This window comes from Streptomyces sp. NPDC040589, from assembly GCF_055594445.1.
In genome coordinates this window covers 1,230,870-1,246,422 of sequence record NZ_JBVIWP010000001.1, presented here as the reverse complement: position 1 = coordinate 1,246,422, position 15,553 = coordinate 1,230,870, and the positions used below count along the sequence as shown (strand labels likewise).

Annotated in this window: 18 protein-coding genes and 3 tRNA genes; 18 read left to right on the top strand and 3 right to left on the bottom strand. The window is 69.3% G+C overall.

The features are described from left to right. Positions 1–11 precede the first annotated feature (11 nt). Positions 12–1,268 (bottom strand): amidohydrolase family protein, encoded by a 1,257-nt coding sequence (locus ACZ58V_RS05740; RefSeq protein ID WP_468186842.1) that lies wholly within the window; start codon positions 1,266–1,268, stop codon positions 12–14. Between the two features lie 239 nt (positions 1,269–1,507). Here ACZ58V_RS05740 and ACZ58V_RS05735 point away from each other — a divergent pair. The 9 genes from ACZ58V_RS05735 to ACZ58V_RS05695 all read left to right on the top strand — a co-directional run bounded on the left by ACZ58V_RS05735 (position 1,508) and on the right by ACZ58V_RS05695 (position 6,723). Then, a tRNA-Thr gene (locus ACZ58V_RS05735) sits at positions 1,508–1,580 on the top strand. A 46-nt stretch (positions 1,581–1,626) separates the two neighbouring features. Continuing rightward, positions 1,627–1,699 (top strand) — tRNA-Met (locus ACZ58V_RS05730). Between the two features lie 89 nt (positions 1,700–1,788). Then, complete coding sequence (gene rpmG, locus ACZ58V_RS05725) at positions 1,789–1,953, top strand: 50S ribosomal protein L33 (protein WP_003948671.1); 165 nt, start codon at positions 1,789–1,791, stop codon at positions 1,951–1,953. Between the two features lie 101 nt (positions 1,954–2,054). Further along, positions 2,055–2,507 carry a MaoC family dehydratase N-terminal domain-containing protein gene (locus tag ACZ58V_RS05720; RefSeq protein ID WP_215119497.1) on the top strand — a complete coding sequence of 151 codons (453 nt, stop codon included), beginning with the start codon at positions 2,055–2,057 and terminating at the stop codon, positions 2,505–2,507. 8 nt (positions 2,508–2,515) lie between these two features. After that, complete coding sequence (locus ACZ58V_RS05715) at positions 2,516–2,944, top strand: MaoC family dehydratase (protein ID WP_468188251.1); 429 nt, start codon at positions 2,516–2,518, stop codon at positions 2,942–2,944. 115 nt (positions 2,945–3,059) lie between these two features. Beyond that, on the top strand, positions 3,060–3,614 hold the full coding sequence (locus ACZ58V_RS05710; RefSeq protein ID WP_468186846.1) for a TetR/AcrR family transcriptional regulator: 555 nt from the start codon (positions 3,060–3,062) through the stop codon (positions 3,612–3,614). A gap of 91 nt (positions 3,615–3,705) precedes the next feature. Then, the gene (locus ACZ58V_RS05705) at positions 3,706–5,142 is read left to right on the top strand and encodes an MFS transporter (protein ID WP_471288492.1); all 1,437 of its coding nucleotides are present in this window, start codon (positions 3,706–3,708) and stop codon (positions 5,140–5,142) included. 49 nt (positions 5,143–5,191) lie between these two features. Beyond that, positions 5,192–5,572, top strand: coding sequence for a DUF3291 domain-containing protein (locus ACZ58V_RS05700; protein WP_468186852.1), 381 nt, complete (start codon positions 5,192–5,194; stop codon positions 5,570–5,572). Positions 5,573–5,664: 92 nt separating this feature from the next. Beyond that, on the top strand, positions 5,665–6,723 hold the full coding sequence (locus ACZ58V_RS05695) for a UDP-N-acetylmuramate dehydrogenase (protein WP_468186854.1): 1,059 nt from the start codon (positions 5,665–5,667) through the stop codon (positions 6,721–6,723). A gap of 13 nt (positions 6,724–6,736) precedes the next feature. On the opposite strand, the gene ACZ58V_RS05690 is transcribed toward ACZ58V_RS05695, so the two are convergent. Continuing rightward, on the bottom strand, positions 6,737–7,768 hold the full coding sequence (locus ACZ58V_RS05690; protein ID WP_468186857.1) for an adenosine deaminase: 1,032 nt from the start codon (positions 7,766–7,768) through the stop codon (positions 6,737–6,739). A gap of 144 nt (positions 7,769–7,912) precedes the next feature. After that, positions 7,913–9,139, bottom strand: a complete 1,227-nt coding sequence (locus ACZ58V_RS05685; RefSeq protein ID WP_468186860.1) for a pyridoxal phosphate-dependent aminotransferase — start codon at positions 9,137–9,139, stop codon at positions 7,913–7,915. A 306-nt stretch (positions 9,140–9,445) separates the two neighbouring features. Between ACZ58V_RS05685 and ACZ58V_RS05680 the strand changes: the two genes are divergently transcribed. The 9 genes from ACZ58V_RS05680 to rplL all read left to right on the top strand — a co-directional run bounded on the left by ACZ58V_RS05680 (position 9,446) and on the right by rplL (position 15,517). Next, positions 9,446–9,518 (top strand) — tRNA-Trp (locus ACZ58V_RS05680). Positions 9,519–9,626: 108 nt separating this feature from the next. Then, positions 9,627–9,911 (top strand): preprotein translocase subunit SecE, encoded by a 285-nt coding sequence (secE, locus tag ACZ58V_RS05675; protein WP_104785540.1) that lies wholly within the window; start codon positions 9,627–9,629, stop codon positions 9,909–9,911. 80 nt (positions 9,912–9,991) lie between these two features. Beyond that, complete coding sequence (gene nusG, locus ACZ58V_RS05670; RefSeq protein ID WP_471288490.1) at positions 9,992–10,858, top strand: transcription termination/antitermination protein NusG; 867 nt, start codon at positions 9,992–9,994, stop codon at positions 10,856–10,858. 161 nt (positions 10,859–11,019) lie between these two features. Then, entirely contained in the window at positions 11,020–11,454 is a 435-nt protein-coding gene (gene rplK, locus ACZ58V_RS05665) for a 50S ribosomal protein L11 (RefSeq protein ID WP_031141270.1), read from the top strand. Between the two features lie 76 nt (positions 11,455–11,530). Next, a complete protein-coding gene (gene rplA / locus ACZ58V_RS05660) occupies positions 11,531–12,256 on the top strand; it encodes a 50S ribosomal protein L1 (protein WP_382827533.1) in 726 nt (241 codons plus the stop codon). A 128-nt stretch (positions 12,257–12,384) separates the two neighbouring features. Beyond that, a complete protein-coding gene (locus ACZ58V_RS05655; RefSeq protein WP_471288489.1) occupies positions 12,385–13,251 on the top strand; it encodes an SCO4651 family lipoprotein in 867 nt (288 codons plus the stop codon). A 93-nt stretch (positions 13,252–13,344) separates the two neighbouring features. Then, the gene (locus ACZ58V_RS05650; RefSeq protein ID WP_468186875.1) at positions 13,345–14,175 is read left to right on the top strand and encodes an SCO4651 family lipoprotein; all 831 of its coding nucleotides are present in this window, start codon (positions 13,345–13,347) and stop codon (positions 14,173–14,175) included. 307 nt (positions 14,176–14,482) lie between these two features. Continuing rightward, entirely contained in the window at positions 14,483–15,013 is a 531-nt protein-coding gene (rplJ, locus tag ACZ58V_RS05645) for a 50S ribosomal protein L10 (RefSeq protein WP_184591473.1), read from the top strand. Positions 15,014–15,127: 114 nt separating this feature from the next. Then, entirely contained in the window at positions 15,128–15,517 is a 390-nt protein-coding gene (rplL, locus tag ACZ58V_RS05640; RefSeq protein WP_189728713.1) for a 50S ribosomal protein L7/L12, read from the top strand. Positions 15,518–15,553 lie beyond the last annotated feature (36 nt).

The window sequence follows — 15,553 nt, the reverse complement described above, 5'->3', positions numbered from 1 at the left end:
GCACCCGGGCCCTACGACACCTCCCCCCGCCCCTGCCGCGGCAGTCCCAGCTCCACCGAAGCCGCCGAATCGCAGTACTCCCGGACCGCGCTGGTCCGCGCCACCACACGCCCCCGGTGCACGACCACCCGGCTGTAAGCCAGCGAGAGCGCCCCCGCCAGCCGGTCCCCGCGCACCGCGAGCAGTTCGGCCGGGAAGCCCGCCTCCACCCGCACCTCGGGCAGCCCCAGCACCGCCCGCGCCGACCCGCTCACCGCGTCGTACGCCTCCTCGGGCGCCAACCCGTAGCGCGAGGCCAGCAGGAACGCCGCCTCCAGCGGGTCGCCGCGCCCCACGGGGTTCGACACGTCCCGCAGCGCCCCGCTCCCGGCGGCCACCCGCACCCCGGCCGCGCGCAGCAGCCGTACCGGAGCCGCGCCCCGCCGGTCCACGCCGCCGCAGCCGCCCTGCGGCAGGCACACCACCGCCACCCCGGCCGCCGCGAGCTGGTCGGCGGTCCGCGAGGCCACCTCGGTGGGCAGCCGTCCGAGGTCGGCGCACGGGCTCAGGGTCACGCCGGGACGCAGCCCGCCCGCCATCGCCGCCAGCCGGGCCAGCCGCGCCGGATCCCCGGCGTCCGTGTGCAGGTCGACGGGACAGCCGTGCTCGGAGGCCACCTCCAGGACCGCCTCCACGTAGCCCGTCGGATCCGGGTCGAGATCGGGCCGGCCGCCCACCACCGAGGCACCCATCTTCACCGCGTCCCGCAGCACCGCCAGCCCGTCCGCCCCGGCCACTCCGGTCAGCACCCGGGGCATTGCCACCGTCGTCAGCTCGGCCAGCCCCCGCAGGGCCCGCCGCGCCTGCAACACGGCCTCCAGCGCGCCCAGTCCCTGGACGTCCCCCACACGCACATGGGCCCGCAGCGCCGTCGTCCCGTGCCCGAGCTGGAGCAGCGCGGCCTCGGTCGCCCGGCGCTGTACGTCCTGCCCCTCGTCCGAGACAGGACCCTCGGCGTCGGCCGACAAGGCCGTGTCGGCGTGGGCGTGCGGTTCGGCCGGGGCCGGCAGAAGCAGATAGCCGCCGAGGTCCACCCGCGCCCCGCACGCGCGCGTGCCGCCCGCCGCCAGGCTGCCGGCCGTCCCGACCGCCTCGATGTACCCGCCGCCCAGCCGTACGTCCACGGTCCGGCCGTCGGTGAGCCGCGCCCCGCACAGCAGCAGCGACGACGGGTCGGCCGGACCCGGCGAGGACGACGGGGGCGGCGGCTGCGGCCGGCTGTCGGGCATCGCACTCCAGGGGCTCGGGCTTGCGCACGGGAGGACGCATGATCACGCAGAGTGAGTCGAGCCTAGGACGGCCTCCCGCCCATGACGGGGAGGAGCGCAATAGTCGTACCGGTGTGGCCCGCTGTGCGGAAGGGAATGCGCGCGCGAGGCCGCCGGCAGGACGGTCGAAGCGCCCGCGGCGGGTACCCCGAAACGGATTTGGGTGAACGGCTGCCGACCGTGTAATGTCTTCATCGCTCGCCCCAATAGCTCAGTCGGCAGAGCGTCTCCATGGTAAGGAGAAGGTCAACGGTTCGATTCCGTTTTGGGGCTCTGGTGTGTGAGGTTCCCGTCGCGAGGCGGGATCCGATCGCATCGCAGCGGTGTAGCTCAGTCGGTAGAGCAAGCGGCTCATAATCGCTGTGTCACCGGTTCAAGTCCGGTCACCGCTACTGACAGTAGCCGATTGCGGGGTCGGTCCTTCGATCGGCTACTCTTTTATGCGTTAAACCGTCCCATCCGTTCGTCAAGGAGCACTCACGTGGCTGCCACCGACGTCCGCCCGAAGATCACGCTGGCCTGCGTGGAGTGCAAGGAGCGGAACTACATCACCAAGAAGAACCGGCGTAACAACCCGGACCGTCTTGAGATGAAGAAGCACTGCCCGCGTTGCAACGCGCACACCGCGCACCGCGAAACGCGATAAAACAGGCTCGTACACGAGGCCGCTCCCGAGTGATCGGGGGCGGCCTCGCGTCGTTGAATGACCCCGTACCGGTCAGTAGAGCAACCAGGAGGTGCCGAGCCATGGCGCTCGACCAGTCCTTCGTGGGGCGGACGTACCCGCCCACCGCGCCCTACGAGGTGGGCCGGGAGAAGATCCGTGAGTTCGCCGAGGCGGTCGGGGACGCCAACCCGGCGTACACGGACGCGGAGGCGGCCAAGGAACTCGGCCACCCCGACGTGATCGCGCCGCCGACCTTCGTCTTCTCGATCACTTTCAAGGCCGCCGGCCAGGTCGTCCAGGACCCCCAGCTCGGCCTGGACTACAGCCGGGTGGTGCACGGCGACCAGAAGTTCGCCTACCGCCGCCCGGTCCGCGCCGGCGACCGGCTCACGGTCACCTCGACCATCGAGGCCGTCAAGTCCCTCGCGGGCAACGACATCCTGGACATCCGCGGCGAGGTCCACGACGAGGCCGGCGAGCACGTCGTGACCGCCTGGACCAAGCTCGTGGCCCGCGCGGCCGAGGAGGCGTGAGCGATCCCATGACGGCGAAGATCTCCTACTCCGACGTCGAGGTCGGCACCGAACTGCCCGCGCAGACCTTTCCCGTGACCCGCGCGAACCTCGTCCAGTACGCGGGCGCCTCCGGCGACTTCAATCCGATCCACTGGAACGAGAAGTTCGCCAAGGAGGTCGGCCTGCCGGACGTCATCGCGCACGGCATGTTCACCATGGCCGAGGCGATCCGCGTGGTCACCGACTGGGCAGGCGACCCGGGCGCGGTCGTCGAGTACGGCGTCCGCTTCACCAAGCCGGTCGTCGTCCCGAACGACGACGAGGGGGCCGTGATCGAGGTCGCCGCCAAGGTCGCGGCCAAGCTCGACGACAACACCGTCCGCGTGGACCTGACGGCGACCAGCGCGGGACAGAAGGTGCTGGGCATGTCGCGTGCGGTCGTGCGGCTGGCCTGAGCCGGCGAGACGAATGACGGGTAAGGGGCGCTCTCCATTGCGGGGCGCCCCTTACGCGTACGGAGGCATACGTACCGCCTTGACGTAGTTAGTGATTGAGTACTAACTTATTTCCATGGCCAGGATGAGTGCGGAGGAGAGGCGCGAGAGCGTCATTCGTGCGGCGATGACCGAGTTCGCCCGCGGCGGCTACCACGGCACCTCGACCGAGGCGATCGCCCGGCGGGTCGGCGTCTCGCAGCCGTATCTCTTCCGGCTCTTCCCGGGCAAGAAGGCGATCTTCCTGGCGGCGGCCGAGCGGTGTGTCGAGGACACCATCCGGATGTTCGCGGAGGCTGCCGAGGGGCTGGAGGGCGAAGAGGCCCGCCATGCCATGGGCGGCGCGTACATCGAGGCCATCTCCGAACAGCCCGAGCGGCTGATGATGCAGATGCAGATGTACCTCGCCGTGGCAGCCGCCGAGGAAGAGGGGGACCACGCGTTCGGCGAGGCCGTGCGCACGGGCTGGATGCGGCTGTGGGACACCATCCACCTGCCCCTGGGTGCCGACGCTCACGAGACGACGACTTTCCTGTCTCAGGGCATGCTCATCAACTGCCTGGTAGCCATGGGTTTCCCGGCCGACCACCGGGTCTGGGCGGGGTTGACCTCGCCGGAGCCCGGCAGCTGACAAGGAAGGGCGAGGATGCTGGCCCTTTTCATGACCTCGAAAGTTAGTAATCAATAACTAATCGATCAAGCGAATCACCCTTGGGGGAGCGATGTCACAGCAGACCGCACGTCGCGGGGGAGCCGCCTGGGCCCTCGTCATCACCAGCGTCGCCGGATTCATGGCGGCCCTCGACAACCTCGTCGTCACCACCGCCCTGCCCTCCATCCGCGAGGACCTCGGCGGCGCCCTGCACGACCTGGAATGGACCGTGAGCGCCTACACGCTCACCTTCGCCGTCCTGCTGATGTTCGGCGCGGCCCTCGGCGACCGCTTCGGCCGCCGCCGGCTCTTCATAGCGGGACTCGCCGTCTTCACCGGGGCCTCCGCCGCGGCGGCCATGGCGCCCGGCATCGACTCCCTCATCGCCGCCCGCGCGGTCCAGGGCGCCGGCGCGGCCGTCATGATGCCGCTGACACTCACCCTGCTGACCGCCGCCGTACCCGCGGCCAAGCGGGGCATGGCGTACGGCATCTGGGGCGCCGTCAACGGACTGGCCGTCGCCTCCGGGCCGCTGGTCGGCGGCACCCTCACCGAACACATTTCCTGGCAGTGGATCTTCTGGCTGAACGTCCCGCTGGGACTGGCCCTGCTGCCGCTCGCCCGACTGCGCCTCGCCGAGTCCCGCGGCACCGGAGCCCCGCTGGACATCCCCGGCACGCTGCTCGCCAGCGGCGGTCTCTTCGGGATCGTCTACGGCCTGGTCCGCGGCCCTGTCGACGGCTGGACCGGCTCGCTGGTCCTGACGGGCCTGTTCGCGGGTACCGCACTGCTCGCGGGCTTCGTCCTCTACAGCATCCGCGCCAAGAACCCCATGCTCCCGATGCGGCTCTTCCGCTCCCGGGCGTTCTCCGGCATCAATGCGGCGAGCCTGCTGATGTTCCTCGGCATGTTCGGCTCGATCTTCCTGCTCAGCCAGTACATGCAGGGCGTCCTCGGCTACTCGCCCACCGAGGCGGGCCTCAGGATGCTGCCCTGGACCGGCATGCCGATGCTGGTCGCCCCGATCGCCGGCATCCTCGCCGACCGCATCGGCGGCCGCCCGGTCGTCGCCGCCGGCCTGTTCCTGCAGGCCCTGGGCCTCGGCTACATGTCGGTCGTGGCCACGGCGGACGCCGCCTACACCGCCCAGCTGCCCGCCCTGATCGTCAGCGGCATCGGCATGGCCCTGTACTTCGCCCCCGCCGCGCACCTGGTGATGTCCAGCGTCCGGCCCCAGGAGCAGGGCATCGCCTCCGGCGCGAACAACGCCCTGCGCGAGGTGGGCGGAGCGCTCGGCATCGCCGTCATGGCGTCGATCTTCGCGGCTCAGGGCGGCTACGAATCCGGCCAGGCCTTCGTCGACGGCATGCGGCCTGCCCTGGTGACGGGCTCGGCGGTGGTCGGCCTCGCGGGCATCGCGGCCCTGCTGATCCCGACCCGGCGGCGCACCGAGCGGCAGACGGCCCCGGCCGAACCGGCGCCCGTCCTGGAGACCGCTTCCCACTGACACCCATGGATCTGACGACCAGATCTGACGACCCGAAGGAGGAACGGCCATGCCCACCCTTCCCTGGACCGTCCCGAACACCCCGCCCGACGACACCGAGGTGCACGTCTTCGCCTCCCGCTTCGAGACCCGCACCCTGTGGGGAGCGCTCAAGTTCCTCGCCGGTACGCCCGCCGTCTGGCGGCAGGTGAGCCGGAGCCCGGGCGCCTACGGGGCCACCCTGAAGGCGCAGCCCCTCAAGCGGACCTTCTGGACGCTGTCCGCCTGGGAGTCGAAGGACGCGCTCCGCGACTTCGTCCGCTCGGGCGCCCACGGGCCGGCTGCCCGGGGCCTCGCCCCGCAGATGGCGGACGCGGCGTTCACCACCTGGCAGGCGAAGAGCGAGGAACTCCCGCTCTCCTGGTCCGAGGCGATGAGACGCCTGTCCTGACAGCCACGCGCGCGTGCGGCCCTCTTCCTCGCGAAGGCGGCCGCACGTACGCGTGCCCGAGGCTGTCAGTGCCGTCTCGTACTCTTGAGCCCGTGCAGGAACTCCACGACGCCCCCCTCGCCCCGCTGACCACCTTCCGGCTGGGCGGTCCCGCGACCCGGCTGATCACCGCGACGACGGACGACGAGGTGATCGCCGCCGTCCGCGAAGCCGACGAGGCGGGCACCCCCCTGCTGCTCATCGGCGGCGGCTCGAACCTGGTCATCGGCGACAAGGGCTTCGAGGGCACCGCCCTCGTCATCGCCACCCAGGGCTTCTCCCTCGACGGCACCCGGCTGGAGCTGGCCGCCGGCGAGGTGTGGACCGACGCCGTCGCCCGCACGGTGGAGGCGGGCCTCGCCGGCATCGAGTGCCTGGCCGGCATCCCCGGCTCGGCGGGCGCGACCCCCATCCAGAACGTCGGGGCGTACGGCCAGGAGGTCTCCTCGACGATCACCGAGGTCGTCGCGTACGACCGCCGGACCGGCGAGACGGTCACCCTGGCCAACGAGGACTGCGCCTTCTCCTACCGCCACAGCCGCTTCAAGTCCGACCCGGAGCGATTCGTGGTGCTGCGCGTCCGCTTCTCCCTGGAGGACGCGGGCGGTCTCTCCGCCCCTCTCAGGTACGCCGAGACGGCCCGCGCCCTCGGCGTCGAAGCGGGCGACCGCGTCCCGCTCTCATCGGCCCGGGACACGGTGCTCAAGCTGCGCGCCGGCAAGGGCATGGTCCTGGACGCCGAGGACCACGACACCTGGTCCGCCGGCTCCTTCTTCACCAACCCGATCCTCACGGACACCGACTTCGCGACGTTCCGCGCGCGCGTGAAGCAGCGCCTGGGCGAAGACGCCGAGCCGCCCGCCTACCCGGCGGGGGAGGGCCACACCAAGACCTCCGCCGCCTGGCTGATCGACAAGGCGGGCTTCACCAAGGGCTACGGCGACGGCCCCGCCCGCATCTCCACGAAGCACACCCTGGCCCTCACCAACCGGGGGAGTGCGACCACGGAGGACCTCCTCACCCTGGCCCGCGAAGTAGTGGCCGGTGTCCACGAGGCCTTCGGCATCACGCTGGTCAACGAGCCGGTGACGGTCGGGGTCAGCCTCCGGTAGGAGCGGCCGGCCGCTAGGACAGCAGCCAGCTGTCCACCCCGGCCAGCAGCTTCTCCTTCACATCCTCCGGTGCCGCAGACCCTCGTACCGACTGCCGGGCCACCTCCGCCAGCTCCGCGTCCGTGAACCCGTTATGCTGCCGCGCGATCTCGTACTGCGCCGCCAGCCGGGACCCGAACAGCAGCGGGTCGTCCGCGCCCAGAGCCATCGGGACACCCGCCTCGAACAGAGTCCGCAGGGGTACGTCCTCCGGCTTCTCGTAGACACCGAGCGCCACGTTCGACGCCGGGCACACCTCACAGGTCACCCCCCGGTCGGCCAACCGCTTCAGCAGCCGCGGATCCTCCGCCGCCCGCACCCCGTGCCCCAGCCGGTTCGCGCCCAGGTCGTCCAGACAGTCCCGTACCGACGACGGGCCCGTCAGCTCACCCCCGTGAGGCGCCGACAGCAGCCCGGCCTCCCGCGCGATCGCGAACGCCCGGTCGAAGTCCCGCGCCATCCCTCGTCGTTCGTCGTTCGAGAGCCCGAAACCGACCACGCCCCGGTCCGCGTACCGCACCGCCAGCCGGGCCAGGGTGCGGGCGTCCAGCGGGTGCTTCATCCGGTTCGCCGCGACCAGGACCCGCATACCGAGTCCCGTGTCACGCGACGTCGTCTCCACCGCGTCGAGGATGACCTCCAGCGCCGGGATCAGACCCCCCAGCAGCGGTGCGTACGACGTCGGGTCGACCTGGATCTCCAGCCACCCCGAGCCGTCCCGCAGATCCTCCTCCGCGGCCTCCCGCACCAGCCGCTGGATGTCCTCAGGCTCCCGCAGGCACGAGCGCGCCGCGTCGTACAGCCGCTGAAAGCGGAACCAGCCCCGCTCGTCCGTCGCCCGCAGTCTCGGCGGCTCCCCGCTGACCAGCGCCTCGCTCAGCGCGTCGGGCAGTCGCACCCCGTACTTGTCGGCCAGTTCCAGCACGGTCGAGGGCCGCATCGATCCGGTGAAGTGCAGGTGCAGATGGGCCTTCGGCAGTTCAGAGACATCACGTACACGCTCCATCCCAGGATCCTGCCGTATGCCTCAGCCGTCCCGACAGCGTTTTCCCCGAACGTGGTCTTGCTCGCACGCGCACACGAGAAAGCGGGCCGCTCCCCGACACAAGGGGAACGGCCCGCTACCAGCTACTCACGTGAGTGGCTGGTCTCAGTCCCTGGCCTCCGCCAGCAGCTTCTGGATCCGGCTCACGCCCTCGACGAGATCCTCGTCACCCAGCGCGTACGACAGCCGCAGATACCCGGGCGTACCGAACGCCTCGCCGGGCACCACCGCGACCTCGGACTCCTCCAGGATCAGCGCGGCCAGCTCGACCGTGTCCTTGGGCCGGCGCCCCCGGATCTCCTTGCCGACCAGACCCTTCACCGACGGATACGCGTAGAACGCGCCCTCCGGCTCCGGGCACACCACGCCGTCGATCTCGTTCAGCATCCGCACGATGGTCTTGCGGCGCCGGTCGAAGGCCTCACGCATCTTCGCGACCGCGTCCAGGTCGCCGGAGACGGCGGCCAGCGCCGCCACCTGCGCCACGTTGGACACGTTCGACGTGGCGTGGGACTGCAGGTTCGTCGCGGCCTTGACCACGTCCTTCGGGCCGATGATCCACCCCACCCGCCAGCCGGTCATCGCGTACGTCTTCGCGACACCGTTGACCACGACGCACTTGTCGCGCAGCTCGGGCACCACGGCCGGCAGCGACACGGCGGACGCGTCGCCGTAGACCAGGTGCTCGTAGATCTCGTCGGTCAGCACCCACAGGCCGTGCTCGGCGGCCCAGCGGCCGATCGCCTCGGTCTCGGTCTCGCTGTACACCGCGCCCGTCGGATTGGAGGGCGACACGAAGAGGACCACCTTGGTCTTCTCCGTACGGGCCGCCTCCAGCTGCTCCACGGACACCCGGTAGCCGGTCGTCTCGTCGGCGACGACCTCCACCGGGACACCCCCGGCCAGCCGGATCGACTCCGGGTACGTCGTCCAGTAGGGCGCGGGCACGATGACCTCGTCACCCGGGTCGAGGATCGCGGCGAAGGCCTCATAGATGGCCTGCTTGCCACCGTTGGTGACGAGGATCTGCGACGTGTCGACCTCGTAGCCCGAGTCGCGCAGCGTCTTCGCGGCGATCGCGGCCTTCAGCTCGGGCAGACCGCCGGCCGGCGTGTAGCGGTGGTACTTCGGGTTCTTGCAGGCCTCGATCGCGGCCTCGACGATGTAGTCCGGGGTCGGGAAGTCGGGCTCACCGGCGCCGAAGCCGATCACCGGCCGCCCGGCGGCCTTGAGGGCCTTGGCCTTGGCGTCCACGGCGAGGGTGGCGGACTCGGAGATCGCGCCGACTCGGGCGGAGACCCGGCGCTCGGTGGGAGGGGTTGCAGGGCTCATGGGCCCCATCGTTTCAGACCGGAAACGCTCGCGGCACGGGGGTTTCACAGACTGAACAACGTCGGGCAAACCCCTGAACAACAGTACGGATCGGCCGCCCGGCCTGGGCGATCTTCAGCCTGAGGCCCGCCGCCCGCTTCCTGCCCCGGGGGCGATCTTGCGCCAACCAGGCCTGCCGCGGGCCCTTTCTGTTCGACGACCGGCCGCGGAGCACGTACACTCTCACCTCGTTGGCCTTCAGCAGGCCGCGCCCGTTCGGTGCACACCAAGCATCCGGATGGATGCGGTACGTTGGGGGACACACAAAGGGTCGTAGCTCAATTGGTAGAGCACTGGTCTCCAAAACCAGCGGTTGGGGGTTCAAGTCCCTCCGGCCCTGCTACACACACCTTCGCCAGGATGTGTGCGCATGTACGTACAGCAATGCACCGCCGTGCGGCTCAGACCGGGCGCGGCACGGCCACGACCCGGAATCAGGTGAGGACGAGTGACGGACGCCGTGGGCTCCATCGACATGCCTGATGCCCAGGATGAGGCGCCGGAGTCCAAGAAGGCCCGCAAGGGCGGCAAGCGCGGCAAGAAGGGCCCGCTGAAGCGCCTGGCCCTCTTCTACCGCCAGATCGTCGCGGAGCTGCGCAAGGTCGTCTGGCCGACGCGCAACCAGCTCACGACGTATACGACCGTGGTGATCATCTTTGTCGTCATCATGATCGGCCTGGTCACCGTGATTGACTATGGACTCAGCAACGCCGCCAAGTACGTGTTCGGCTGAGCAGCCCGCGAAGAGCGCCGAGGTACCCGGCGCTCCTTTCGCATGTTCCACCCCTATGTATCCAGGAAGAAGCAGCCACCGTGTCTGACCCGAACGTGAACGACGCCATCGAGCCTGTCGAGTCCGTCGAGGACGAGCTCGACACCGTCGAGGGCGCGGACAGCGAGGACACCGAGACCTCCGCCGAGGTCGAGGCTGCCGACGCCGTCGCGGACGACACCGCCGAAGCGGAGTCCGAGGACGGCGAAGAAGCCGCGGACGAGGGCGAAGAGGCCGCGGACGAGGGCGAAGAGGCCGCGGACGAGCCTGAGGAAGAGCCCGAGGACGACCGCGACCCGATCGAGAAGCTCCGCGAGGAACTGCGAGTCCTGCCCGGCGAGTGGTACGTCATCCACACATACGCCGGTTACGAGAACCGCGTGAAGACCAACCTCGAGCAGCGCGCCGTCTCGCTGAACGTCGAGGACTTCATCTTCCAGGCCGAGGTGCCGCAGGAAGAGGTCGCGCAGATCAAGAACGGCGAGCGCAAGACGATCAAGCAGAACAAGCTCCCGGGCTACGTCCTCGTCCGCATGGACCTGACGAACGAGTCCTGGGGTGTCGTCCGCAACACCCCGGGTGTCACCGGCTTCGTGGGCAACGCCTACGACCCGTACCCGCTGACGCTGGACGAGATCGTCAAGATGCTCGCCCCGGAGGCCGAGGAGAAGGCGGCCCGCGAGGCCGCCGAGGCCGAGGGCAAGCCGGCCCCGCAGCGCAAGGTCGAGGTCCAGGTGCTGGACTTCGAGGTCGGCGACTCGGTCACCGTCACCGACGGCCCGTTCGCCACGCTGCAGGCGACCATCAACGAGATCAACCCGGACTCGAAGAAGGTCAAGGGCCTCGTCGAGATCTTCGGCCGCGAGACGCCGGTCGAGCTCTCGTTCGACCAGATCCAGAAGAACTAGCGGACACCAGCTTCCGAGCAGGTCAGACGGGCTCCTGGAGCCCGCCTGACCTGCTCGGTTTTTGGCCGCACATGGATACCCGTTATCGTTGTGCGGTATGCCTCCAGCCGGATGATCCGGTTCGGAGGCTGGAAAACTCTCACTAGGACCCGGAGAGAGCAATGCCTCCCAAGAAGAAGAAGGTCACGGGGCTCATCAAGCTCCAGATCCAGGCCGGTGCCGCCAACCCGGCCCCGCCGGTCGGCCCCGCGCTGGGCCAGCACGGCGTCAACATCATGGAGTTCTGCAAGGCCTACAACGCCGCGACCGAGTCGCAGCGTGGCTGGGTCATCCCGGTGGAGATCACGGTCTACGAGGACCGTTCCTTCACCTTCATCACCAAGACCCCGCCGGCCGCCAAGATGATCCTGAAGGCCGCGGGCATCGAGAAGGGCTCGGGCGAGCCGCACAAGACCAAGGTCGCGAAGATCACGCGTGACCAGGTCCGTGAGATCGCCACGACCAAGATGCCCGACCTCAACGCCAACGACCTGGACGCCGCCGCGAAGATCATCGCCGGCACCGCCCGTTCCATGGGCGTCACGGTCGAGGACTGAGCCCCAACTCCATCAGCAGAAGTGGCAGGGCCCGCTCGGCCCGGACCACGACTCCTAAGAATCCACAGGAGCAGTAGTGAGCAAGCGCAGCAAGTCCCTTCGCGCTGCGGACGCCAAGATCGACCGGGAGAAGCTCTACGCCCCGCTCGAGGCCGTCCGTCTCGCCAAGGAGACCTCCACGACCAAGTTCGACGGCACCGTCGAGGTCGCCTTCCGTCTGGGTGTCGACCCGCGCAAGGCCGACCAGATGGTCCGTGGCACCGTGAACCTCCCGCACGGCACCGGTAAGACCGCCCGGGTCCTGGTCTTCGCGACCGGTGACCGTGCCGAGGCAGCACTCGCCGCGGGCGCCGACATCGTCGGCTCCGACGAGCTGATCGACGAGGTGTCGAAGGGCCGTCTGGACTTCGACGCCGTCGTCGCCACCCCGGACCTCATGGGCAAGGTCGGCCGCCTCGGCCGCGTGCTCGGCCCGCGTGGTCTGATGCCGAACCCGAAGACCGGCACCGTCACCCCCGATGTCACCAAGGCTGTCAACGACATCAAGGGCGGCAAGATCGAGTTCCGCGTCGACAAGCACTCGAACCTGCACTTCATCATCGGCAAGACGTCGTTCGACGACACCAAGCTGGTGGAGAACTACGGCGCGGCGCTGGAGGAGATCCTCCGTCTGAAGCCGTCCGCCGCCAAGGGGCGCTACATCAAGAAGGCCGCCATCAGCACCACGATGGGCCCCGGCATTCCGGTCGACTCCAACCGCACCCGCAACCTCCTCGTCGAGGAGGACCCGGCCGCGGTCTGAGCCTGACGGCTCGCCCAACCGGTCACGGGCCCCGCACCTCTTACAGGTGCGGGGCCCGTTCCCTTTTCCGGTACGTACGCCGGTGGCCTGGGTTAACGTGCGGGAACCGGATACGAACGGGGGGACGTATGCAGGGCACGACCGTGCGCCGCGTGGGCCTGGTGCTCGCGGTGGCGACCGCGCTGTCGGGGGTGGCCGCCTGCACCTTCTCGGAGTCCTCCGACCGCCCCGGCAAGGACGACCGTGCCGCGCGCTCCGCCTCCCTTGCGGCCCTGCGCTCCGCCGAACGGGCCACCGCACGGGCCGAGTCCGCCCGGGTCGAGTCCACGACGACCATGGGCTCGCTGATGTCCATGAACGCCGACGGCACCCTCGGCTGGGGCGGCGGCATCACCGGCACCCTCACCATCACCTACACCGGCGGCACGGTCGCCGACACCATGCGCCGGCTCGGCACCACCTCGATGGAGGCCCGCTACCTGCCCGGCGCCTACTACGCGCGCATGGGCGACAAGTTCGCCGAGCAGACCGACGGCAGACACTGGATCCGGTACGCGTACGACGATCTCGAAGCACTCGCCGACGGCTCCGGGGCCCATCTCGGCGACCAGATGCGCGCCACCACGCCCAACCAGTCCGTGAAACTGCTGCTGGCCTCCGGGGACGTCAGAAAGGTCGGCGAGGAGACCGTGCGCGGCCGGGCCGCCACGCACTACTCCGGCACCGTGGCCGCGGCGGACGTCGCCGACGACGGCCTGAAGCAGCAGCTGACCGAGGCCGGCGTCACCACCGAGACCGTCGACATCTGGATCGACGAGCGGAACCTTCTGGTCAAGAAGGTGGAGAAGGCGCGGATGACCACGGGCCGGATGACCCAGACCGCGCACTACCGCGACTACGGCGTACGGGTCCGGGTCCAGCGGCCCCCGCTGTCCGACACCGGGGACTTCGAGGACCTGATGCGGAAGAAGGCCGGTACAGCCGATACGCCCTGAGGCCGCCGTGATTTCGGATAGATCACTTGTGCCCCTCTGGGATAGGCTCACCGCCTTGCTGTGAAGCAATCATGTATTCCTTGGGGGGAATCAATGAGGACATCCATACCCGCCGCCGGGCTGGGCGCGCTGCTTCTCGCCGCCGGTGCGGTCGGCTGCGGATCCGAGCAGTCGCCGGAGATGACGCCCGCGGCCGCCGTCGCCAAGGCCGCGAAGAACACGGAGGACATCACGTCCCTCCGGTACCGCCTGAGCGGCACGAGCCCGGGTGAGGGCAGGGTCAAGGGCGAGGCGTCGATGCGCCTGAAGCCCACGATCGCCATGAGCATGAAGGTGGAGGCGCCCGACAAGGGAACCACCGAGGCCGTGGAGATCCGCCTCGTCGACAAGGCCATGTATCTCGGTGGGGGAGCCGAGATGGCCAAGGAGATGGACGGCAAGAAGTGGATCAAGTTCGACCTGTCCGGGTCCGAGGCAGGCAAGGAACTGGACCAGATGGGCAGCAGCACCAGTCAGGCCGAGCAGAACCCGGCGGCCGAGTCCGCCTTCCTCACGGGCGCCAAGGACGTGAAGGAGGTCGGCTCCGAGAAGGTCGACGGCGTCGAGACGACCCACTACTCGGGCACGGTCACCCTCGCCGGCCTGCGCGCCTCGCTCAAGGACGCGAAGGCGGACACCCGCAAGCAGCGGGAGAAGAGCATCAAGCAGTACGAGAAGCTCGGCGTCGACAAGCTCACGATGGACATGTGGATCGACGGCGACGACCACACCAAGCAGTTCCGCATGAAGGGCGAGGCCGACAAGGGCCCGCTCGACATGACCATCACCTTCCTCGACTACAACAAGCCGGTGGACGTCAAGGCGCCGCCCGCCAAGGAGGTCGCGGACCTCGCCGGCATGTTCAAGGAGCTGGAGCAGGGCTGATCCGCCCTGCACTGACCGTCGTACGGGCGGATTTGCTTGACGGCGATCCGTTCCCGTACCCTCCTGTAGAAGCCAAAGACCGCTGGTCGTTACCGCGTGCTCGGAAGAGGGCGCGGTGGCCGAAGGATCCGCTGAACGGCGGACGACCCGCGCAGGTGACACTGGAAGAGCTCCCGGAGTTCGCCGCCTTGTGCGAGCGGACAAACGGTCGAGCTACGCCCCGTGCGCTTGCGCCGGGGCGTTTCGTTTTCCCCAGTCCTCCTTCGGGTCCGCGCGGTCCGAATCACCCGGAAGGAGGCCGAGGCTCATGGCGAGGCCTGACAAGGTCGATGCCGTCGAGGAGATGCGGGACAAGTTCCGCAACTCCAACGGTGCCGTCGTTACCGCGTACACCGGTCTCACCGTGGCGCAGCTGCAGCAGCTGCGTCGTTCACTCGGTGAGAACGCTAACTACCGTGTGGCGAAGAACACGCTGACCAAGATTGCGGCCAATGAGGCCGGGATCAACACGATCGACGACCTCTTCACGGGTTCGTCGGCCGTCGCCTTCGTGACCGGTGACCCGGTCGAGGCGGCGAAGGGTCTCCGCGACTTCGCCAAGGACAACCCGAACCTCGTCATCAAGGGCGGTGTCCTTGACGGCAAGGCGCTGTCCGCCGACGAGATCAAGAAGCTTGCGGACCTCGAGTCCCGCGAGGTTCTGCTCTCCAAGCTGGCCGGTGCCATGAAGGGCAAGCAGTCCCAGGCTGCCTCTGTCTTCCAGGCGCTGCCGTCGAAGCTCGTCCGCACCGTGGACGCGCTCCGTGCCAAGCAGGACGAGCAGGGCGGTGCCGAGTAACTCGGCTCGCATCCCGGCCCCCGCTGCCTGAACGCGGAGGCCGTCGCGGGCCAGACGTACGCCCGCCTCACATGTACATCCGGCACCTGCCGATTTAGTGGAAGGACCGCCATCATGGCGAAGCTCAGCCAGGACGACCTGCTCGCCCAGTTCGAAGAGATGACCCTCATCGAGCTCTCCGAGTTCGTGAAGGCGTTCGAGGAGAAGTTCGACGTCACCGCCGCCGCTGCCGCGCCGGTCGTCGTCGCCGGTGGTGCCGCTGGTGGCGCCGCCGCCGAGGCCGCCGAGGAGCAGGACGAGTTCGACGTCATCCTCACCGGCGCCGGCGACAAGAAGATCCAGGTCATCAAGGTCGTGCGTGAGCTGACCTCCCTGGGCCTGAAGGAGGCCAAGGACCTCGTGGACGGCGCCCCGAAGCCCGTCCTCGAGAAGGTCGCCAAGGACGCCGCCGAGAAGGCCGCCGAGTCCCTCAAGGGCGCCGGCGCCTCCGTCGAGGTCAAGTAAGACCTCTCGGATCCGCCAGGATCCACGACACGTCCT